Here is a 19,835-nt window from a genome sequence, read left to right on the forward strand (position 1 = left end):
ATGCGAGACAAGCGGATGTCGCTCGACGAGGTCGTCGGCGAGCTGCGCAGCGGGATGACCATCGGCATCGGTGGCTGGGGGTCACGGCGCAAGCCGATGGCGCTGGTTCGAGCCATTCTGCGTTCGGACCTCACGGACCTGACCGTGGTCGGTTACGGCGGGCCAGATCTCGGGCTGTTGTGTTCGGCGGGGAAGGTGCGCAAGGCGTACTACGGCTTCGTGTCGCTGGATTCGGCGCCGTTCTACGACCCGTGGTTCGCCAAGGCGCGCACCTCGGGTGCGCTGGCCGCCCGCGAGATGGATGAAGGCATGCTCAAGTGCGGGCTGGAGGCCGCGGCGGCGCGACTGCCGTTCCTGCCGATCCGCGCCGGGCTCGGCTCGGACGTCCCGAACTTCTGGGAGGGCGAGTTGAAGACGGTCGAATCGCCCTACCCCGTCGACGGCACGCCGGAGACCCTGATCGCCATGCCCGCCCTGAATCTCGACGCGGCACTGGTACACCTGAATCTCGGCGACGCGCATGGCAACGCCGCCTACACCGGCGTCGACCCCTACTTCGACGATCTGTTCTGCCTGGCGGCGCAGCGCCGCTACGTCTCGGTCGAGCGCGTCGTAGAGACCGACGAACTGGTGAAAACCGTTCCGCTGCAATCGCTGCTGCTCAACCGCATGATGGTGGACGGCGTGGTCGAGGCCCCCGGCGGCGCGCACTTCACCCTGGCGGCCGACGACTACGGCCGGGACGAGAAGTTCCAAAAGCACTACGTCGAGTCCGCGAAGACGCCGGAGTCGTGGCAGCGGTTCGTCGACACCTATCTGGCCGGCTCCGAGGAGCAGTACCAGGCCGCCGTCCGCCGATTCGCCGAGGAGGCGTGATGACCAGCACCGAAACCGTCACCCGCGCCGAGATCTGCGCCATCGCCTGCGCGGAGATCTTCAGCGGCGCGGGCGAGATCATGGCCAGCCCCATGTCGCCCATGTCCATAATCGGCGCGCGGCTGGCCAAGCTCACCACCGAACCGGATCTGCTGCTGTCCGACGGCGAGGCGCTGCTGTTCGCCGAGACTCCCCCACTGGGCGGCAAAGCGCCGATCGAAGGCTGGATCCCGTTCCGGAGAGTCTTCGACGTGGTGGCGTCCGGACGCAGGCACGTGGTGATGGGCGCCAATCAGATCGACCGGTTCGGCAACCAGAACCTTTCGGCGTTCGGCTCCTTGCAGCAGCCGACCCGGCAGATGTTCGGTGTGCGTGGCGCGCCGGGAAACACGATCAATCACGCCACCAGCTACTGGGTCGCGCGGCACACCAAGCGCGTGTTCACCGAGAAGGTCGACATCGTCTCCGGGGTGGGATACGACAAGGTCGACGCGGCCGACCCGGCATACCGCTTCCACCACCTGCACCGCGTGGTGACCAATCTGGGCGTCTTCGACTTCGAAGGCCCAGGCCACACCATGCGCGCACGCAGCCTGCACCCCGGCGTCACCGCCGACGAGGTCGCGGAGAACACCTCGTTCGAGATCGCCGGGCTCGCCGAAGCGGGCGAGACGCGGCAGCCGACGGCCGAGGAGCTGCGGTTGATCCGTGAGGTGCTCGACCCCAAGAAGATTCGCGAAACCGAGGTCCCGTCATGAGCCCGCGCTTGCGTACCCCGCTGACCGATCTGGTCGGCATCGAACATCCGATCGTGCAGACCGGCATGGGCTGGGTCGCGGGCCCGAGCCTGGTGTCGGCCACCGCCGAAGCGGGCGGACTCGGCATCCTCGCCTCCGCCACCATGACCTTCGCCGAGCTCGAGGCGGCTATCGCGAAGACCAAAGCGCACACCGCGAAACCGTTCGGCGTGAACATCCGCGCCGACGCCGCGGACGCGTCAGAGCGGATCGATCTGCTGATCCGGGAGAAGGTGGCGGTCGCGTCATTCGCGCTCGCGCCGAAGCAGGACCTGATCGCGAAGCTGAAAGACGCCGGGGTGGTGGTCATTCCGTCGATCGGCGCGGCGAAGCACGCGGTCAAAGTCGCATCGTGGGGGGCGGACGCCGTGATCGTGCAGGGCGGCGAGGGCGGCGGACACACCGGCCCGGTGGCCACCACCCTGCTGCTGCCCTCGGTGCTGGACGCGGTGGACATTCCCGTGGTCGCCGCGGGCGGATTCTTCGACGGGCGTGGTCTGGCCGCCGCCCTGGCGTACGGCGCGGCGGGTGTCGCGATGGGCACGCGGTTCCTGCTCACCCAGGAGAGCACCGTCCCCGATGCGGTCAAGCAGGAGTACCTGCGGCGACAGCTCCAGGACACGGTGGTGTCGCTCAAGGTCGACGGCATGCCGCACCGCGTGCTGAACACCGAACTGGTTCAGCGGCTCGAGCATTCGGGCCGTTGGCGCGGCCTCACCGCAGCGGTGGGCAACGCGGCCCGGTTCAAGAGCATGACCGGCATGAAGTGGTCCACGATGGTCCGCGACGGCTTGGCCATGCGAAAGACCAAGGACCTCAGCTGGTCTCAGGTCGTCATGGCCGCGAACACGCCGATGCTCCTGCGCGCCGGATTGGTCGAGGGCAACACCCAGGCGGGCGTGCTCGCGGCGGGACAGGTCACGGGGATCATCGACGACCTGCCCACGTGCAAGGAACTGATCGATCGGATCGTCACCGACGCGGTGGAGCGGATCGAGACGATCGCGGCGCTGGCCGGAGACAAGCAGTCGGCGGGAACAGGGTCGGACTGAGGGATTGCGGCCGCCGGTTCGCCCTGGTGCCGCCCTGCCCGTGTCCAACTCGAAAGGGACCGACATCGGGCGACCCCCGCATAGCCGGCCGGGCGAAGCGAGCCATGACCTCGAAGCCGACCTCGCGGGTGGCCGGTCGCCTACAGGCAGTGATAACGGCTGATTTGCCCATAATCTGGATGGTCCCGCAACGGCGTCTTACGCTGGACTGACAACGACATAACAGGGTTCGCCTGTCGATCGCCACATTGCGCCAGCCCGCCGTGCGACAGGCGAACCGTCGGACTCGATCACCATCCCTCGACTCGAGCGGAGGCCGCGATGCCCGCGACGAACGAGATCTCCGTGCGCAGTACCGCTTTCGACCATGGCGACCCGATTCCGGTGGTCTACACCTGCAAGGGCAGGAACGAGCCGCCGCCGCTGAACTGGACGATGCCCCCGGAAGCCGCCACATCGGCGCTGATCGTCGACGACCCGGACGCCCCGAGCGGCCTGTTCACCCATTGGGTGGTCAGCAATATCCCGACGACCACCACGTCCAGCGCGGAGGGGCAGACACCCGCGGGCGGGGTGGTCAGCCTCAACAGCGCGAAGCGCGCCGAATACTTCGGACCGTGCCCACCCGCAGGCACCGGCGTCCACCATTACCGATTCATCGTCTACGCGCTCTCGCGTCCCGTGAAGGTGGACGCGCGGACGTCGGCGAACGACGCGAGGTCCGCGATCGTCGACGCGAGCATCGGAGACGGCCAGCTCATCGGCACCTATACCGTCGACTAGCTAGATCACTCGCCAGGCGAGGGTGTGCCCCCGCCAGGCGCCTCGTCGAGTGGCACAAGACGGAGGGTCTACTCGCAATTCGCCTCAGCCATGTGCCACTCGACTGACGGGTGCCTACCTTGCGGCGATCTCCGACTTCGATCGGCGCGAGAGGCCCACAGCGGAGGCTTGCATGCCTGGCGCGGAGGGCCTCAGGTGCCGCTCTGGAGAGCTCGGAATTCGGTCGCTCACCCGGTCACTATCGGCGCAGGTTCGGATAGTGCGCGGGGGCCAGATCGACATCAGAAGGGGTAGCCGGCTGCCCGTTGGGGCAGATAGCTGCCGGTCGGCGACAACCAGTGGAACATGTGAACTTTCCCGTCGGGTCGAACGTCGGCAGGAATCCGTGCGTTACTGCGGCGGCGGGCAGGGCGGCTGGTCGGGGCCCTGCGGCTGGCCCGGCGGGGGGCAATGCGGATCCTGCGGTTGCGCGGGAGCGGGCGGCCGCTGATCCGGGGCCGGATCGGCGCTCGCCATACCCGCGCCGATGCCTACCAGGCCGACCACAACGCCGGCGGCGACAACGGTCCTGGCCAGCGTCGACTTGATGCTCAATTCGTATCCTCTCTTCGGTGGATGCCGGTCCGGACTCGCGGCTTCCGGACCGGCGAGAGAATCCTCGAAGAGAAACTTGTGTGTGCGCTGGGCCGTGTCTATGTGTGCGCTGTGAACCGGAGCATCAGATCCGGGTACTCGGCTACGAGTTGTTCACCGCCGTGCCGTGAGCGAACTCGTGCGTCACCCACGGTGGGGCGCCGCGCTGTAGGCGGGCTGGGTGACGTTCACAGGCCGAAGGTTTCGCGTGCGCGGTTTTTCCATTCCTCGATCAGCCGGCGTGCTTGCCGGTCGAATTCTTCCCGGTCGGCCGCGGGCCAAGTATCGGGGTCGGTGTCGAGGCCACGTTCGGTGACGAACCGCATGAAATGGGTGGAGGTGGCTTTGCCGCGGGCCTCGATGAACTCACGTTCTTCCGGGGTGGGAGTCACAGTTTCTTCATCCCGTGCCATGACGATCCTTTCATCAGTTCCTCGCCGAGTTTCAGCTTGTCACCGGTGAGCATGACCAGTTCCTGGGGTGAGGGGAATCCCACCGGCGGTCCGTCGAATCGTGTGCGCATGTCCTGAAGTAGCGCTGTGTCGGCGGGGCTCAGCGTGCCTATTTCCCCGTCGAGCAGTGAGTCGATCCTCGATCTCATGCTGTTGACGGACTTCGCCAGTTTCACCGGATCCGGGTTCCAGTCGTAGCCGGCCTTGGCCCAGGCGACCGCGCCGTCGAGTGAGTCGTCTTGCCGCAGTCTCGTGGCGGTCAACTCTATTCTGTCCACACCCGATCGACGGAAGTAGTCCTCTGTGGATGCGGCGAAGGCAGTGGAGAATCCCTTGCCCGTGAAGCCTTCGTTCAGTTCGGTGAGGTCATGGGTGACTACGAGCCTCCCGTCGTTGTCGCGCGTGAAGCTGTAGAGCAGCGAGCCGGCGTCTTCTCCGCCGGGACCGCATATCTTCGCGGTGAACCCCACGTTGTCGGGGTGCATGCTTCCGTCCTCGCGTTCCCAAGCCCGTTCGTACCAGGCGCCGAGATCCTCGAGGTGATAGGGACCGTACTTGCGCTGTAGTCCTCCCAGCTCCCGGGTCAGGTCGTAGTCGTCGAGATCGCCGCGCCGAGCGCCGTCGAAGAGGTCACCCAGCGGCCGCATATGCGACAGATCGGTGAGCGGTGTCCGCCCGGAGCGTGCGGCGACAGGAGCCGAACCGCCCGCGGCCTCGCTCGGTTCTCGGGTGCCCGCGATCCGGTCGTATCCGTCCTGGTCGCTTCTTCGGATGACGCGGTCGGATTCTCTGACGCCTTCGGCTTTGCCGTGTATCCAGGCATTGTGACCCTCGGCTTGGCGGCGCAGCATTCCGCGCAGATCGTCACGGACCCGCCTGAACAACTCCCTGACAGCATTGGCCCCCGGACCCCTCATCGAATCAGCGCTCCACTGCCACCGATCGGATGCAAGGCAGCACCATCGAGCCAAAGCAGTACGAGCTCAACGATGTTCGCCACACCCGAACTGTACAGAGAAAGATGGTCACTAATAATTGAACAGTCGAACGTTACGAACATTTCGAATACGTAGAACTTCGAATTCGGCGTCATCGACCGCTCGGAAGCGCGAGCGTGTCAGGATTCCGCTCACCTGCGCCACTGTGCTCCGGTTTCCGCCGCGCTTGGCCTCGCCCGTCGGCGACTGTTGCGACCCCATGAACCGCCCAGTAGCGTCGATCCCAGCGTGCGGGGGGCGGAGGAGCCGGTCCGGCCCCCGTCGATGCGTTACGGCACCGGCGGTGAGGAACCGATGACGAGCTGGGGGAAGCTGTTACGCGGTGCCGTGCTCGCGACCGGTGCGGTGGTGGTGCTGGCTGGGTGTGGTGACACCACCGGGAGCACACCGACCTCCACAACGGCGGCGGCCACGGCGACTACCACCGCCACGAAGTCCGCCGACCCGGACGCGGCACTCTGGAACCCATGCGACCTGCCGGAAGCTGCGATATCGGGGACCGGGCTGGATACCGCCAGCAAGAACAAGGACGCGGCTGGCGTGGACTTCACCGGATGGAAGGTATGCGGGTGGCGAGCCGTCTCTCGCTGGTACGACTTGACGATCTTCTCCGGTACGCCCACTCTTCAGGACGTTCAGAAGCGTCGTGATTTCGAGTCCTTCACACCGCATCCGGTCGGTGCCCACAACGCCGTCGAGTTCCTCGATGTGGGTGACGCCAAGCAACTCAAGTGCAGCATCGCCGTCGAAGCGGCACAGGGCACGGTCTTGTTTCGGATCGTAACTCGCTACTCCGTTGGCAAACAAGGCGATCCATGCGCAGAGGTCCGTCGCCATGCCTCCGATCTAGCGCAGTACCTGCCGAAAAACTAAGGAGGGGTTGTGTCTGTCGGAGTCGACGCAACGGAGTGGCGGAGAGTTCTCGACCTGGCCAATTCCGGTGAGATAGTGCTACATCCCGAGATCGGCAAGGGGTTGGACAAAGCCTGCGACGACTACTTGGACCGGCTGGACGCCATCCTGCAAATGGCGGACCGGGTCAAGATTATCGACGGTTTCGGCCCCTTTCCATCAGGTCAGGTTCTCCGGGAGAAATTCGCCAGCAAGGCTGCTGGCACCGAGCAATCCTTGGATGCCGTACTCATGCAGCACATCGACGCGGTAAAGATCGCGAAAGAGGTTGTCGCCAAAGCAATCGCGAACTTCGTGGAGCTGGACCGGTCGAGGGCCGACCAGTTCACCGGCTTGGACGCGCAACCATGATCTACGAGGAGTACCGCGCCCGGATCATCGCCGCACAGGAGCAGTGGAATCGGGAGCGCGACACGATCTACGACTTCACCAGCCGGTTGGGCACATCGTTTCAAGGGGAGTACGAACCGCCGCGAATTCCGGGACCGGACAACTACGACAGTATGACGTTGGCGCAGATGGTCGACGCCGTGAACGCGATGCGGCCGGGTACGGTGCGCGAGGCGTCGGAGGCCTGGTTGAACATCGGGATGAATCTGACCGGTGCGATTCAGGCGTTCAACGAGCAGTTCGGCCGCACCGTGACCGGGGACGGCACGAATCCGGGCTGGACCGGGCAATCCGGGAAAGCGGCCGCGGACGCGGTGACGAACTACCGGAATCAGTCGGGGAATCTCGCGGATGCCGCGTGTCTGGTGAGTTTCAAGCTGTCGGAGATGCATACCGGCCTCGAGCAGACGCAGGCGTTGATGCCGCAGGCCACCGAACGCCCGGACCTGAGGGATAAGACGTTGCCCCAGGACGGTGTCATGAAGGCGGGCGATTACACCGAAGAGGAGGCCACGCAGGAAGCGCGGAGGATTCTGCGGACGGTGTACGGCCAAGTCGCGAATCAGACCGACCACGGTGTGCCCGTCCTGCCCACGGCCCCACAGATCGTGGCAGATCCCGGGCAGCAGCCAGGTATCTCGTCACCTGGCGCTCCGAATACCTCCGCACCGCAGACGACGACTACCGAGTCGAACCAGCCCGAAGCCGCGCAACCGGAGACCACCGACCAATCCGACGGCGGCCCACGACAATCGCCCGAGACCAACCCCGCCACCACTCCACAGGCAGTCACCCCGGCGGGTGTGGACCAGTCGACCGGCGTACAACCGACGACATCGACCACGCCGTCGACGACACCGAGCAGCACCACTACGCCGAGCCCGAACTTCACCACCGCTCCGGCGACACCTGGTCGGCCCGGGACGACGAGCCCGAATACACCCGGGCGTCCCGGCACCCCCGTCGTATCCGGTGCACCGAACATCACCGGAACTCCCGCACCGGGCCGCAACGTCCCGGCCGGCCCGCAGCAGCCGCACGCGCATCCGGCCGCCACGGCGACCGGAGCCCAGGCGGCGCGAACCGGCACGACCGGAACGAGCGGCATCGCCCCGGGGATGGGGTCTCGCGGCAAGCACGACGAACGCGAGACATCGGGCGTCAAGGACTATCTGATCAACCAGCACAACGGTGAGGAACTCACCGGTTCGGATTCCTTGCCGAAGGCCGTTCCCCCGGTCATCGGAGACAACCCGCATGGCTGACTGGCGCTTCACCGGGCAGGAATTCGAAATCCTTTGGTCCGCCTATGGTCGCGACCGTCTGCCGTACCCGCTGCAATATCGTCCGGAAGAGATGGATTTCGCCGATCTGAAGCGTCAACGCGAGGAAGCGGTCGACGCGCTGCTCGGGCGATACGCCGTCGAGCTGGAACAGGCGCTGGACGTATTGCTGGAGCCGGAGGTACGGGTCGAGTCCAAAGGCATGGGCGGCCCGGACATGTCGATCGTGTTCCGTTTCCACGGCGCGGTACGCGGGCAGGCCGGGGCCACCCTGGTCCAACTCCCCGGCCACGCACCGGACACCGGCGCTGACGTGATCGTGAGTTATTGCGCCGCAGGGCGGGTCGCCGCCAAAGCGGTGGCCGCGCTGCCGAAGATGCCCGCGGGCACGCATCCGCCGATCGAAGTGCGCCGCGACGAAGTGACCGCCGATCGGGAACGGCCGGTGCGCAAGCCGTACGAGGTCGGCACCGTGGCGCGGCTGGACCAGATCTTCAAGCGGGAACGCCTCGGGCTGGGCGAGGTCACGGTGTTCGCCGGCCCAGCCGTCGACGCCCGCCCGAGTTTCGGGCGCGGTTTCTGGTGGATGGACTACACGGATGGCCGCTACTACGTGAGAACGGGCGACCCCATCGTCGCCAAACCGCTCGCCCCCGCCGCTATGGCGGCCGAGATCAACCGTCTCACCGTGCTGACCCAGCGTTACTACCGCGAGGACCGCGAACACGACGAGTACCTGCGCTCACAGCGATAAGGACCGCGCGAACGGCCAGTCCACCAGAGCCGTGGCGCCATCAATGATGGGCCGTCTCAGGGGCAGTCGGATCACGAGGTGCAATCCGACTGACCACGACCCGTCGCCATCCACGACACGCGAGCGGCACGTCGAACTTCTCGGCGTGCCGCTCGCTCGCGCGGATCAGCGCGGCAGGCGCTCGATGATGGTGGCGTTGGCGGTGCCGCCGCCCTCGCAGATGGTGAGCAGGCCGTAGCGGCCCTCGATCCGTTCGAGCTCGTTGAGCAGCGTCGCGAAAAGCTTCGCGCCGGTCGCGCCGAGCGGGTGACCGAGGGCGATGGCGCCGCCGTTGACGTTGACCTTCTCGGGATTCGCGCCGGTCTCCTTCAGCCAGGACAGCACCACGGGCGCGAACGCCTCGTTGATCTCGATCACGTCGATGTCATCGATGGTGAGACCGGACTTCTCCAGCGCCCACTTGGTCGCCGGGATCGGCGCGGTGAGCATGTAGATCGGGTCCGCGCCGCGCGCGCTCACGTGGTGGATGCGCGCTCGCGGCGTCAAGCCGTACTCCCGCACCGCCCAGTCCGAAGCGAGCAGGGTGGCGCTGGCGCCGTCGGAGATCTGGCTGGCCACCGCGGCGGTCAGCGGGCTGCCCTCGGCCAGCGCGGGCAGCGAAGCCATCTTCTCCAGACTGGTCTCGCGCGGGCCCTGGTCGATCCAGAAATCGCCGACCGGCACGATCTCGTTGTCGAAGCGGCCGTTCTTGATCGCGTCGCGGGCCCGCTCGTGGCTGCGCAGCGCCCATCGTTCCATTTCCGCCCGGCTGATGTCCCACTTCTCGGCGATCAGCTGGGCCGCCCGGAACTGGGTCACCTCGGCGGTGCCGTAGCGGTGATCCCAGCCCTGCGATCCGACGAACGGCGAGTCGAAGCCGTACTCCTTGCCCGCGAACATGGCCGCGGAGATCGGGATCGCGCTCATGTTCTGCACGCCGCCCGCGACGATCACCTCGGCCGTGCCGCTCATGATGGCTTGGGCGCCGAAATTGATGGCCTGCTGGCTGGATCCGCACTGCCGGTCCACCGTGACGCCGGGCACCTCTTCGGGATAGCCCGCGGCCAGCCACATGGTGCGGCCGATGTTGCCCGCCTGGGGGCCGACGTTGTCGACGCAGCCGACGATGACGTCGTCCACATTCCCCGGGTCGATCGGGTTGCGGTCCAGCAGGCCGCGCAGCGCGGCCGCGCCCAGATCGGCCGGGTGCACGCCCGCCAGTGCGCCGCCGCGCTTGCCGACCGGGGTACGTACCGCATCGATCACGTAGGCGTCCCGCAGCGGGGCATACGGACGACGGGACGCGGAAGGTGCTGACATGTAAGGACTCCTACGTGGTGCGCTCGCCGGCGGTGAGCCCGTCGAGCACGATGGTCAGGTACTGCTTCGCGAGGTTCTCGACGGTGACCGAGCCGCCGGGGCGGTACCACCGCACCGCGACCCACACCGTGTCACGCAGGAACCGGTAGGCCAGTTCGACATCCAGCTCCGGCCGGAAGCTGCCGTCCTGGACGCCGTTGGTCAGCACCCGGTGCCACAGCTCGCGGAATTCGCGGTTGTACGCGGCGATGTAGTTGAACCGCTCCGAGTCGCGCAGCCGCTTCGCCTCGGCCTGGTAGATCGCCACCGCGGCGTGCCAGCGGTCGAACGACTCGTAGGACGCGAGCACCAAGGCTTCCAAGGTGTCTCGCGAACTCAGACCGGAGGCGACGATCTCGCGGTAGCGGCCGAACAGTTCGTCCAAGAACCCGCGCAGGATCTCGTCCACCATCGACTCCTTGGAATCGAAGTGGTGATAGAGGCTCCCCGATAGGATCCCGGCCGCGTCGGCGATGTCGCGCACTGTGGTCGCGCGCAATCCCCGCTCGGCGAACAATTCGGCCGCCAAGGCGAGCAACTCGCTGCGCCGTGCTGATTTAGAGGCGTCTGGTGCGGGCACACGGCCATCATACAACCAAGCATTTGCTTGGTACAGCGGCCCCGTTCAACGGGCCGAATAGCGCAGCGGCGAGGACACCGAGAGATCGGCGAGCAGGCGATCGCAGATGATCACCGGCGAGACGCCCGCGCGCGCCATCCGGGCGACGAGCGCGAGACGACGTTCGCAGCTGTCCCACTCCACGGTGAGCTGACCGCGATCGGGACCGGCGTCCACCGTGGCCATCACCCGTGGCGGGCCGCCGCGCACCGGCTCCTCGCTCAGCTTGAGCACCATGCCGCGCTGCCAGGCGTGGTAGGTGTCCATGTCGGCCCCGATCACCAGTTTGTCGGTGGCAGCGCACAGGCCCTGCGCGATCTCGTCCGAGAAGGTCACCTGGTCGAAGCGGAATTTCCGGCATTTCGCGACCACCGCGAGCAGGTCGGCGCGCACCTCGCACAGCAAGTCCGTCTGGCGCTGCCTGCGCTGCTCCTGCTCGCTCTCCGTGCTGTCGGCGCTGAGGCCGATGCGCCGGGCACGCTCGCGATCGCGCGCCAGATCGGCCCGCAGCGCGCCGCGCGGATCGCGGGCGACCTCCCCCTCGTCGACGGCGTGCTGCTCGAGAATCCGCGCGGCGGCCGTGGCGACCGCGCTTTCGGAGGTGTGCTCGATGAGCTCGGCGCCGAGGGTGAGGGCCGAGAGGACGAGGCTGTCGAGCCGTCGCCTGGCCAGCACGACTTCGCGCACCACATCGAGTTCCAGTTGTTCGCGGGCAGGTGGGCGATCGCGACCCATAGCCATCGCCCCCTTGAAGAGCGCTGATCCGATCTCATCCAGCATGGCACACCGCGCCGCGCTCCGGCTCGTCCTTTTCCACCTGATCAGCTGCCCATTTCACGCGGCAGCCGTGATGCGAGAAGGCGATCGCAATACGGCGTGGAAGATCTCTCCGGGCGTGGCGGACGAACGGCTGCTCGATGGTCGCCGGGGTGTGCTCGTCCGCCCCATGCAGAGCGGACGAGCCCGAAAAGCCCGTGGCTCAGGCGCGTTGGCTGCTGATCGAAACCACCTCGCCGGTCAGGTAGGTGGTGTAGTCACTGGCCAGCATCGCGATCGTGGCGGCGACCTCCCAGGGCTCGGCCGCGCGGCCGAACGCCTCGCGCTCCGACAGCCGGTCGAGCAGCTCGGTCGAGCTGACCTTGTCCAGGAAGGCGTGCCTGGCGATGCTCGGGGCCACCGCGTTGATCCGGACGCCGAGTTCGGCAGCCTCGATTGCGCTGCACCTGGTCAACGCCATGACGCCCGCCTTGGCCGCCGCGTAGTGCGCCTGGCCGTACTGCGCGCGCCAGCCGAGCACGCTGGCGTTGTTCACGATCACGCCGCCGTGGCCCGCGTCGCGGAAGTAACCGAGGGCGGCCCTGGTGCAGCGGAAGGTGCCGTTGAGGGTGATGTCGAGGACGCGGTCCCACTGCTCGTCGGTCATGTCGACCACGGGCGTCTCCCCGCCCAGCCCGGCGTTGTTGACCATGATGTCGATGCGGCCGACGGCCTCGGCGGCGCCGCGGATCAGCGCGTTCACCTGTTCGGTGCTCTGCACGTCGCACGGGATCGAGGCGACCCGCCGGTCCGGGAACTCGGCGGCCAGCTCGGTCGCGGTCTCGGCCAGACGCCGCTCGTGCCAGTCGGAGACCACCACGTCCGCGCCCTCGGCCAGCAACCTGCGCGCGGTGGCCGAGCCGATGCCGGTGCCCGCCGCCGCGGTGATCACGGCCGAACGTCCGGTCAGCAGGCCGTGCCCAGGAACGGGCGCGGGGGCGACCGACAGCGGCCCGGTCACGGGCGGGCCTCGCGCGGCAGGCCGAGCACCCGCTCGGCGATGATGTTGCGCTGCACTTCGTTCGAACCTCCGTAGATGGTGTCGGCGCGGGTGAACAGATACAGCCGCTGCCATTCGTTGAGATCGTTCTCGCCCGCCACCAGGCCGCGGGCGCCGAGCACGGCCATCGCCAGCTCCCCCAGCCCGCGATGCCAGTTGGCCCACAGCAGTTTCGCCACCGAGGCCTGGCCCGCCCCGTCGTCCACGCCCGCGCCCTCCATCGTGCGCATGGCGTGCGCGCGCAGCACGCGCAACCCGACCCAGGCGCGGTCGATCCGGTCGGCGATCAGCGGGTCGTCGGCCGCGCCGGTGCGGCTGGCCAGAGCCTCGATGTCGGCCAGTTCGCGGGCGAACCGGATCTGCTGGCCCAAGGTGGAGATGCCGCGCTCGAAGGTGAGCGTGCCCATGGCGATCCGCCAGCCGTCGCCCGGCTCGCCGACCACCAGGTCGGCCGCGGTGCGGGCGTTGTCGAAGAAGACCTCGTTGAATTCCGAGGTCCCGGTCAGCTGGATGATCGGACGCACGTCGATCCCCGGCTGCCGCATCGGGACCAGCAGGTAGGACAGACCCTTGTGCCTGGTGGACCCGCGCTCGGTGCGGGCGACGACGAAGCACCAGTCGGCCACGTGAGCCAGCGACGTCCAGATCTTCTGCCCGTTGATCGACCACTCGTCGCCGTCCAGGTGCGCCGAGGTGGTGATGGCGGCCAGGTCGGAGCCGGCGCCGGGCTCCGAATAACCCTGGCACCACAGTTCGCTGACGTTGCGGATGCCGGGCAGGAAGCGGTCCTTCTGCGCCTGGGTGCCGAACGCGAGCAAGGTCGGGCCGAGCAGTTCCTCGCCGACGTGCGACACCCGCGCGGGGGCGTTCGCCTTGGCGTACTCCTCGTGGAAGATGACCTGCTGGCGCACCGTGGCCTCGCGGCCGCCGTACTCCTTCGGCCAGCCCAGGCAGGTCCACCCGGCCGCGGCCAGGTGCCGGTCCCAGGCCAGGCGTTCGTCGAACGCCTCGTGTTCGCGGCCGGGACCGCCGAGGCCGCGCAGCGCGCGGAATTCGCCGTTGAGGTTCTCCTCCAGCCACTCGCGCACTTCGGCGGCGAATCGCTCGTCCTGCACGGCGGAAAACCGCCCGTCCGGAGCGGCGGTGTCGGATTCTGAGGTCTGGATCGCACCCACGCCGGTAGGATAACCTACCAAGCACTTGCTTTGTAGAGTGCACGCATAACTCGCTCGCGGACGGTAAGGACAACCGTGACAACCCCTGCACAGACGACACCGATGGCACTGCACCACGCCGCTCGGACCTTCGGCGACGCCCCGGCGATCGCCGACGGCGAGGTGCGGTTGAACTGGGCCCAGTTGCTCGAGGCGGTCCAGGAAGTGGCACGGGCGCTCATCGCACGCGGGGTGCGGACGGGCGACCGGGTGGCCATGTGGGCGCCCAATACCCACCACTGGGTGATCGCCGCGCTCGCCGCGCACTACGCGGGCGCGGCGCTGGTGCCGCTGAACACCCGCTACGTGGCCGAGGAGGCCGCCGACGTGCTCGGACGGGTGGACGCGAAGGCCCTGTTCATCGCGGGGCCCTTCCTCGGCCGCGACCGCTTGGCCGAACTGCGCACGTCCGACCTGGCCATCGACACGGTGGTGGTGATCCCGGTCGAACCCGGCACGGAGAACACCGACATCGCCGCGCTGGACTGGTCGGAACTCGCGACCGTCGCCGCGCCGGTCACCGTGGCCGAAGCCGAGGAACGCGCCGAGTCGGTCCGCCCCGACGACATCTCCGACATCTTGTTCACCTCCGGCACCACCGGCCGCAGCAAGGGCACGCTGGTCGCGCACCGGCAGGCGCTGTCGGTGGTGCGGGCCTGGGCGGAGTGCGCCACCTTGCGGGGCGACGACCGGTATCTGGTGGTGAACCCGTTCTTCCACAACTTCGGATACAAGGCGGGCATCCTCGCCTGCCTGGTCACGGGAGCCACGATCATCCCGCAGGTCACCTTCGACGTACCGGAGACGATGCGGCGGATCGGCGCGGAGCGGATCACCGTGCTGCCCGGCCCGCCGACGATCTACCAGACGATCCTGGATTTCCCGCGCCGCGCCGAATTCGACTTGAGCTCCCTGCGCGTGGCCGTCACCGGAGCGGCGACGGTGCCGGTGGTGCTGATCGAGCGGATGCGCTCGGAACTGGCCTTCGACGTCGTCATCACCGCCTACGGCCTGTCCGAGAGCGCGGGTTTCGGCACCATGTGCCGCGTCGACGACGACGCCGAGACCATCGCGAACACCTGCGGCAGGCCGATCGCGGATTTCGAGTTGCGCCTCGGCGAGGCGGGCGAGGTCCTGCTGCGCGGGCCGAACGTGATGCTCGGATACCTGGACGACCCGGAAAGCACCGCGGAGACGATCGACGAGGACGGCTGGCTGCACACCGGCGACATCGGCACGGTCGACGACCGCGGATACCTGACGATCACCGACCGGCTCAAGGACATGTACATCTCCGGCGGCTTCAACGTCTACCCCGCCGAAGTGGAACAGGCGCTGGCCCGGCTGGACGGCGTGGCGGAGTCGGCGGTCATCGGCGTGCCCGACACCAGGATGGGCGAGGTGGGCAAGGCGTACGTGGTGCGCAAGCCCGGCTCGGGCCTGACCGAGGACCAGGTGCTCGCCCACGCCACCACCGTGCTGGCCAATTTCAAGGTGCCGCGGTTCGTCGAGTTCCGCGACCAGCTGCCCTACAGCGCCGCCGGGAAAGTGCTCAAGCGTCAACTACGTGAGGAGAAGTCGTAATGTCGGAACCGGCAACCCCGGACGAGGGTCCGGCGATCCCGGACGAAGGTGAGGTCGTCACCTACGAGCGGCGCGGACGCGTCGCGATCGTCACGCTGAACCGGCCGGACTACCGCAACGCGCAGAACTCGGTGATGACCTACGCCCTCGACGCCGCGTTCGAGCGCGCTGTGGAGGACCCCGAGGTCGGAGTGATCGTGCTCGCGGGCAACGGCAAACACTTCAGCGCCGGGCACGACATCGGCACGCCCGGCCGCGACCACCACGTGCGGTACCAGAACAAGGCCGCGCTGTGGTGGGACCATGTGGACCGGGCCGGCGGCGACCAGCGCTTCGCCCGCGAGCTCGAGGTCTACCTCGGCATGTGCAGGCGCTGGCGGGAGATCCCCAAGCCGACCATCGCCATGGTGCAGGGCGCCTGCATCGCGGGCGGGCTCATGCTGGCTTGGGTGTGCGATCTGATCATCGCCTCCGACGACGCGTTCTTCTCCGATCCCGTCGTCCGCATGGGCATTCCGGGCGTCGAGTACTTCGCGCATCCGTGGGTGATGGGTCCGCGCGCGGCCAAGGAGTTCCTGTTCACCGGCGACCGGTTCGGAGCCGCGCAGGCCAAGGAGTGGGGCATGGTCAACCGGGTGGTGCCGCGCGCCGAACTGGAGGCCGAAACCCTCGCGCTGGCCGAGAAGATCGCCACCATGCCGCAATTCGGTCTCGCGCTGACCAAGAAAGCGGTCAATCAGGCCGAGGACCTGATGGGCATGCGCTCGGGCATGGATTCGGTCTTCGGCCTGCACCACTTCGCGCACGCGCACAACGCCGAGGTCGGCGCCGACTCGCTGGGCGGCATGAACGCCAAGACGATGAAGGCCTCCGCGAGCACCGCAGAACAGAACGGAACGACCTAGTGGATCTGGATCTCGATCAGACGACCCAGGAATTCCAGCGGGAGGTCCGCGAATTCCTGGCCGCGAACAAACCCGCGAAACCGCTGCCCTCCATGGACACCAAGGCGGGATTCGAGGCGCACCGCGCGTGGGAGCGCACCCTCGCCGACGCCCGGCTCTCGGTGGTGGCCTGGCCGGAGGAGTTCGGCGGGCGCGACGCCTCGCTGCTGGAGTGGGTGCTGTTCGAGCAGGAGTACTACGCGGCGGGCGCGCCGGGGCGGGTCAGTCAGAACGGCATATTCCTGCTGGCGCCAACGCTTTTCGAACACGGCACCACGGAACAGCTGGAACGGATCATGCCGCGGATGGCGCGCGGCGACGACATCTGGGCGCAGGCGTGGTCGGAGCCCGAAGCGGGCAGCGACCTGGCCGGTATCCGCTCGACCGCCCGGCGCACCAACGGCGGCTGGCTGCTGAGCGGCCAGAAGACGTGGAGTTCGCGCGCCGCCTTCGCGGACTGGGCGTTCGGGCTGTTCCGCAGCGATCCCGAGGCCGAGCGGCACAAGGGCCTCACCTACGTGATGTTCCCGCTGACCGCCGACGGGGTCTCGGTGCGCCCGATCCCGCAGCTGGACGGCGAACCCGGCTTCGCGGAGATCTTCCTCGACGACGTGTTCGTGCCCGACCGCGACGTCATCGGCGCGCCCGGCGAGGGCTGGCGCGTGGCGATGAGCACCTCCAGCAACGAACGCGGCCTCTCGCTGCGCAGCCCCGGGCGGTTCAGCGCCACCGCGCGACGGCTGATCGATCTGTGGCGCGAGTCCGGCGACGAAAGCAACACCGCGCAGCGCGACGCGGTGGTGGACGCCTGGATCGGCAGCGAGGCCTACCGGCTGCACACGTTCGGCACGGTAACCCGGCTCAACGAAGGCGGCAGGCTCGGCGCGGAATCCTCGATCACGAAGGTGTTCTGGTCCGAGCTGGACATCGCCATGCACGAGACCGCGCTCGAGGTGCTCGGTCCGGCGGCGGAACGTTCCGGGCCGTGGACGGACGGATACCTGTTCGCGCTGTCGGGACCGATCTACGCGGGCACCAACGAGATCCAGCGCAACATCATCGCCGAGCGGCTGCTCGGACTACCGAGAGGAAGCAGCCGATGAGATTCGCGCTCAGCCCCGAACAACTCGATTTCGCCGCCAGCCTGCGCAAACTGCTGGAGGCGGGCCGCGCGCCCTCCGCCGTGCGCGCGTGGGCGTCCGGCGACAGCGGGCCCGGTCGCGCGTTGATCCGGCAACTGGCCGAGGCCGGTGTGCTGGGTCTGGCCGTGGCGGAGGAGCACGGCGGCATCGGCGCCGAACCGATCGATCTGGTCGTGGCGTTCCAGGAGATCGGCCGGGCAGCCGTGCCGGGACCGGTGCTGGAGACCGCCGCCGCGATTCCGGCTCTGCTGCAAGCGCTTCCGGACCGTGATCCGGCTGAGCGCTGGCTGCCCGGCTTCGCGGAGGGCACGGCGCTGGGCACCGTCGCCTTCGCGAGCGGTGTCGCGCTGGACGCCGACACCGCCGAGGTGGTCCTGCTGGCCGGCGAGCAGCTGTCCATCGGGCACCGCGGCGGCCTGGTGCGATCGGTCGATCCCGCCCGCCGCCTGTTCGCGGTCGCCGCGGCCGAGCCCGTCGCCGAGGGTGAGCAGGTCGCCGCGGCCGTGGCCGCCGGTTTCGACACCGGCGCGCTGGCCTGCGCGGCCCAGCTGCTCGGCGCGGGAAAGGCCCTGCTGCACGCGTCCACCGAATATGCCAAGCAGCGCAAGCAATTCGGTAAGCCGATCGGCGAGTTCCAGGCCGTGAAGCAGAAGCTGGCCGACGTGCTCATCGCGCTGGACCTGGCCGAGCCGCTGCTCTACCGGGCCGCGCTGACCATGACCGGACCAACTCGGGGTCGCGACGTCTCGGCCGCCGTGATCGCCTGCGGCGACGCCGCCTACCGCGCGGCCCGCACCGCGCTCCAGGTGCACGGCGCGATCGGTTACACCGCCGAGTACGACCTGTCGCTGTGGCTGACCAAGGTGACCGCGCTGCGTTCGGCCTGGGGCACACCGGACCTGCATCGCGCCCGGATCGCACGGGCGCTGCGGGAGGACACCGACCAGGAACGCGCCGAGCGAGGCATCGCATGACCGCCGAACACCAGGAATTCCTCGCCTCGGTGCGTGCGCTGCTGACCAAGCACGCCGGGTCCGCGGCGGTGCGCGCCGCGATGGACACCGAACTCGGCTACGACCCGGCGCTGTGGCGGCTGCTGTGCGAGCAGATCGGCGTCGCGGCGCTGGCGATTCCCGAGGAATACGGCGGCTTCGGTGCGAGCCTGGTCGAATCCCTGCTGGTGGTAGGCGAATTGGGCCGCACGCTCGCCGGGGTTCCGATGCTCGGCTCGGCCGTTCTCGGTGGACAGGCGGTGCTGCTTTCGGGCGACGACGAAGCGTGCGCACGGCTACTGCCCGAGGTGGCGGAGGGCACGCGCACGATCGCGGTCTGCTGGGCCGACGAGCGCGGCTGGGACGAGCCGGGTGTGCACGAGACGGACGGCGCCCTCACCGGGACCGCGCACTACGTGCTCGACGGTATGTCGGCCGACACCTTCGTCGTCGTCACGCCGACCGGTCTGTTCGAGATCGAACCCACCGCGCCGGGCGTCACCCGCAGGCCCGCGCCCACCATGGACCCCACCCGCAAACTGGCCGAAGTCGGTTTCGCCGACGCGCACGCGCGACGGCTCGGCTCGGGTGACCAGTCCGGGACGGTCGCCCGGCTGCGCGAGATCGCGTGGGCGGCGGTGGCCGCGGAGCAGGTCGGCGCCGCCGACCGCTGCCTGGAGACGACGGTCGACTACGCCAAATCCCGCGTGCAGTTCGGCCGGGTGATCGGCAGTTTCCAGGCGCTCAAGCACCGCATGGCGGACATGTACGTGCTGCTGGAATCGGCCCGGTCCGTGTCCGTCGCGGCGACCGCGGCGGTGGCGGCGAACAGCCCGTCGGCCGCCGAGGATGTCTGGGTCGCCCGCGTGCACTGCTCGGAGGCGCTCACCGCCATCGCGGCCGAGACCGTCCAGTTGCACGGTGGCATCGCGATCACCTGGGAACACGACGCGCATCTGTTCTTCAAGCGCGCCCACGCGGACGCGCAGCTGTTCGGGGCCGCGCACCGCCCGATGACGCAGCCCGCCTGAGCCGGGTCAGGGCGCGCCGACCTGGTCGGCGGCGCGCCCTTCCTCGATAGGCTGTCCGGCGTGGTTCCGATGCACTAAGATGTGACAAGCGCCACACGCGCATGCCGGGGGATGCGTTTTCGAGTGGCACCGCAGGTCGGAATCGGTGCCGTAGCGAGTCGATAT

General features: G+C 68.2%; 21 protein-coding genes. 13 read left to right on the forward strand and 8 right to left on the reverse strand.

Going from position 1 to position 19,835, the window contains the following annotated elements; genetic code table 11:
* From ACIHAX_RS01275 to ACIHAX_RS01290, 4 genes are all read left to right on the forward strand, one after another.
* Positions 1–876: a CoA-transferase gene (locus ACIHAX_RS01275; protein ID WP_355076850.1), complete on the forward strand. Its 876-nt coding sequence runs from the start codon at positions 1–3 to the stop codon at positions 874–876.
* Positions 876–1,634, forward strand: coding sequence for a CoA-transferase (locus tag ACIHAX_RS01280; protein WP_355076848.1), 759 nt, complete (start codon positions 876–878; stop codon positions 1,632–1,634). Before ACIHAX_RS01275 ends, ACIHAX_RS01280 begins: the two co-directional genes overlap by 1 nt.
* The gene (locus tag ACIHAX_RS01285; protein WP_355076847.1) at positions 1,631–2,725 is read left to right on the forward strand and encodes a nitronate monooxygenase; all 1,095 of its coding nucleotides are present in this window, start codon (positions 1,631–1,633) and stop codon (positions 2,723–2,725) included. The genes ACIHAX_RS01280 and ACIHAX_RS01285 overlap by 4 nt, the downstream gene beginning before the upstream one ends.
* A gap of 321 nt (positions 2,726–3,046) precedes the next feature.
* Positions 3,047–3,508: a YbhB/YbcL family Raf kinase inhibitor-like protein gene (locus ACIHAX_RS01290; RefSeq protein ID WP_355076845.1), complete on the forward strand. Its 462-nt coding sequence runs from the start codon at positions 3,047–3,049 to the stop codon at positions 3,506–3,508.
* 390 nt (positions 3,509–3,898) lie between these two features.
* Here ACIHAX_RS01290 and ACIHAX_RS01295 read toward each other — a convergent pair whose 3' ends face one another.
* The 3 genes from ACIHAX_RS01295 to ACIHAX_RS01305 form a co-directional block, all read right to left on the reverse strand.
* Positions 3,899–4,102 (reverse strand): hypothetical protein, encoded by a 204-nt coding sequence (locus ACIHAX_RS01295; protein ID WP_364425155.1) that lies wholly within the window; start codon positions 4,100–4,102, stop codon positions 3,899–3,901.
* 227 nt (positions 4,103–4,329) lie between these two features.
* Positions 4,330–4,554: a hypothetical protein gene (locus ACIHAX_RS01300; RefSeq protein ID WP_157106555.1), complete on the reverse strand. Its 225-nt coding sequence runs from the start codon at positions 4,552–4,554 to the stop codon at positions 4,330–4,332.
* Positions 4,530–5,477 (reverse strand): hypothetical protein, encoded by a 948-nt coding sequence (locus ACIHAX_RS01305; RefSeq protein ID WP_397275163.1) that lies wholly within the window; start codon positions 5,475–5,477, stop codon positions 4,530–4,532. Before ACIHAX_RS01305 ends, ACIHAX_RS01300 begins: the two co-directional genes overlap by 25 nt.
* A gap of 378 nt (positions 5,478–5,855) precedes the next feature.
* Here ACIHAX_RS01305 and ACIHAX_RS01310 point away from each other — a divergent pair, with 378 nt between their 5' ends.
* The 4 genes from ACIHAX_RS01310 to ACIHAX_RS01325 are packed head-to-tail and all read left to right on the forward strand — an operon-like array spanning position 5,856 to position 8,930.
* Positions 5,856–6,464 (forward strand): DUF3558 domain-containing protein, encoded by a 609-nt coding sequence (locus ACIHAX_RS01310; RefSeq protein WP_397275165.1) that lies wholly within the window; start codon positions 5,856–5,858, stop codon positions 6,462–6,464.
* A gap of 9 nt (positions 6,465–6,473) precedes the next feature.
* The gene (locus tag ACIHAX_RS01315) at positions 6,474–6,854 is read left to right on the forward strand and encodes a hypothetical protein (protein ID WP_397275167.1); all 381 of its coding nucleotides are present in this window, start codon (positions 6,474–6,476) and stop codon (positions 6,852–6,854) included.
* Entirely contained in the window at positions 6,851–8,158 is a 1,308-nt protein-coding gene (locus ACIHAX_RS01320; RefSeq protein ID WP_397275169.1) for a hypothetical protein, read from the forward strand. Before ACIHAX_RS01315 ends, ACIHAX_RS01320 begins: the two co-directional genes overlap by 4 nt.
* Positions 8,151–8,930 (forward strand): ESX secretion-associated protein EspG, encoded by a 780-nt coding sequence (locus ACIHAX_RS01325; RefSeq protein ID WP_364425161.1) that lies wholly within the window; start codon positions 8,151–8,153, stop codon positions 8,928–8,930. The genes ACIHAX_RS01320 and ACIHAX_RS01325 overlap by 8 nt, the downstream gene beginning before the upstream one ends.
* A 165-nt stretch (positions 8,931–9,095) precedes the next feature.
* Here ACIHAX_RS01325 and ACIHAX_RS01330 read toward each other — a convergent pair whose 3' ends face one another.
* The 5 genes from ACIHAX_RS01330 to ACIHAX_RS01350 all read right to left on the reverse strand — a co-directional run bounded on the left by ACIHAX_RS01330 (position 9,096) and on the right by ACIHAX_RS01350 (position 13,938).
* Positions 9,096–10,289, reverse strand: a complete 1,194-nt coding sequence (locus tag ACIHAX_RS01330) for an acetyl-CoA C-acetyltransferase (RefSeq protein WP_397074318.1) — start codon at positions 10,287–10,289, stop codon at positions 9,096–9,098.
* Positions 10,290–10,299: 10 nt separating this feature from the next.
* Positions 10,300–10,908, reverse strand: a complete 609-nt coding sequence (locus tag ACIHAX_RS01335) for a TetR/AcrR family transcriptional regulator (protein WP_397275172.1) — start codon at positions 10,906–10,908, stop codon at positions 10,300–10,302.
* A 45-nt stretch (positions 10,909–10,953) separates the two neighbouring features.
* Positions 10,954–11,727 carry a hypothetical protein gene (locus ACIHAX_RS01340; RefSeq protein ID WP_355076833.1) on the reverse strand — a complete coding sequence of 258 codons (774 nt, stop codon included), beginning with the start codon at positions 11,725–11,727 and terminating at the stop codon, positions 10,954–10,956.
* Between the two features lie 199 nt (positions 11,728–11,926).
* The gene (locus ACIHAX_RS01345) at positions 11,927–12,724 is read right to left on the reverse strand and encodes an SDR family oxidoreductase (protein WP_355076832.1); all 798 of its coding nucleotides are present in this window, start codon (positions 12,722–12,724) and stop codon (positions 11,927–11,929) included.
* Positions 12,721–13,938, reverse strand: a complete 1,218-nt coding sequence (locus ACIHAX_RS01350) for an acyl-CoA dehydrogenase family protein (RefSeq protein ID WP_397275175.1) — start codon at positions 13,936–13,938, stop codon at positions 12,721–12,723. The genes ACIHAX_RS01345 and ACIHAX_RS01350 overlap by 4 nt, the downstream gene beginning before the upstream one ends.
* 75 nt (positions 13,939–14,013) lie before the next feature.
* Between ACIHAX_RS01350 and ACIHAX_RS01355 the strand changes: the two genes are divergently transcribed.
* Genes ACIHAX_RS01355 through ACIHAX_RS01375 form a run of 5 tightly spaced genes read left to right on the forward strand, consistent with a single transcriptional unit; the run spans position 14,014 to position 19,670 of the window.
* A complete protein-coding gene (locus ACIHAX_RS01355; protein ID WP_397275177.1) occupies positions 14,014–15,561 on the forward strand; it encodes a FadD3 family acyl-CoA ligase in 1,548 nt (515 codons plus the stop codon).
* Positions 15,561–16,466 carry an enoyl-CoA hydratase gene (locus tag ACIHAX_RS01360; RefSeq protein WP_355076828.1) on the forward strand — a complete coding sequence of 302 codons (906 nt, stop codon included), beginning with the start codon at positions 15,561–15,563 and terminating at the stop codon, positions 16,464–16,466. Before ACIHAX_RS01355 ends, ACIHAX_RS01360 begins: the two co-directional genes overlap by 1 nt.
* The gene (locus ACIHAX_RS01365; RefSeq protein WP_364425169.1) at positions 16,466–17,608 is read left to right on the forward strand and encodes an acyl-CoA dehydrogenase family protein; all 1,143 of its coding nucleotides are present in this window, start codon (positions 16,466–16,468) and stop codon (positions 17,606–17,608) included. Before ACIHAX_RS01360 ends, ACIHAX_RS01365 begins: the two co-directional genes overlap by 1 nt.
* Positions 17,605–18,621, forward strand: coding sequence for an acyl-CoA dehydrogenase family protein (locus ACIHAX_RS01370; RefSeq protein ID WP_397275180.1), 1,017 nt, complete (start codon positions 17,605–17,607; stop codon positions 18,619–18,621). The genes ACIHAX_RS01365 and ACIHAX_RS01370 overlap by 4 nt, the downstream gene beginning before the upstream one ends.
* The gene (locus ACIHAX_RS01375; protein WP_397275182.1) at positions 18,618–19,670 is read left to right on the forward strand and encodes an acyl-CoA dehydrogenase family protein; all 1,053 of its coding nucleotides are present in this window, start codon (positions 18,618–18,620) and stop codon (positions 19,668–19,670) included. Before ACIHAX_RS01370 ends, ACIHAX_RS01375 begins: the two co-directional genes overlap by 4 nt.
* Positions 19,671–19,835 lie beyond the last annotated feature (165 nt).

Source organism: Nocardia sp. NPDC051929 (assembly GCF_044548645.1).
Classification (GTDB): Bacteria; Actinomycetota; Actinomycetes; order Mycobacteriales; family Mycobacteriaceae; genus Nocardia; species Nocardia sichangensis.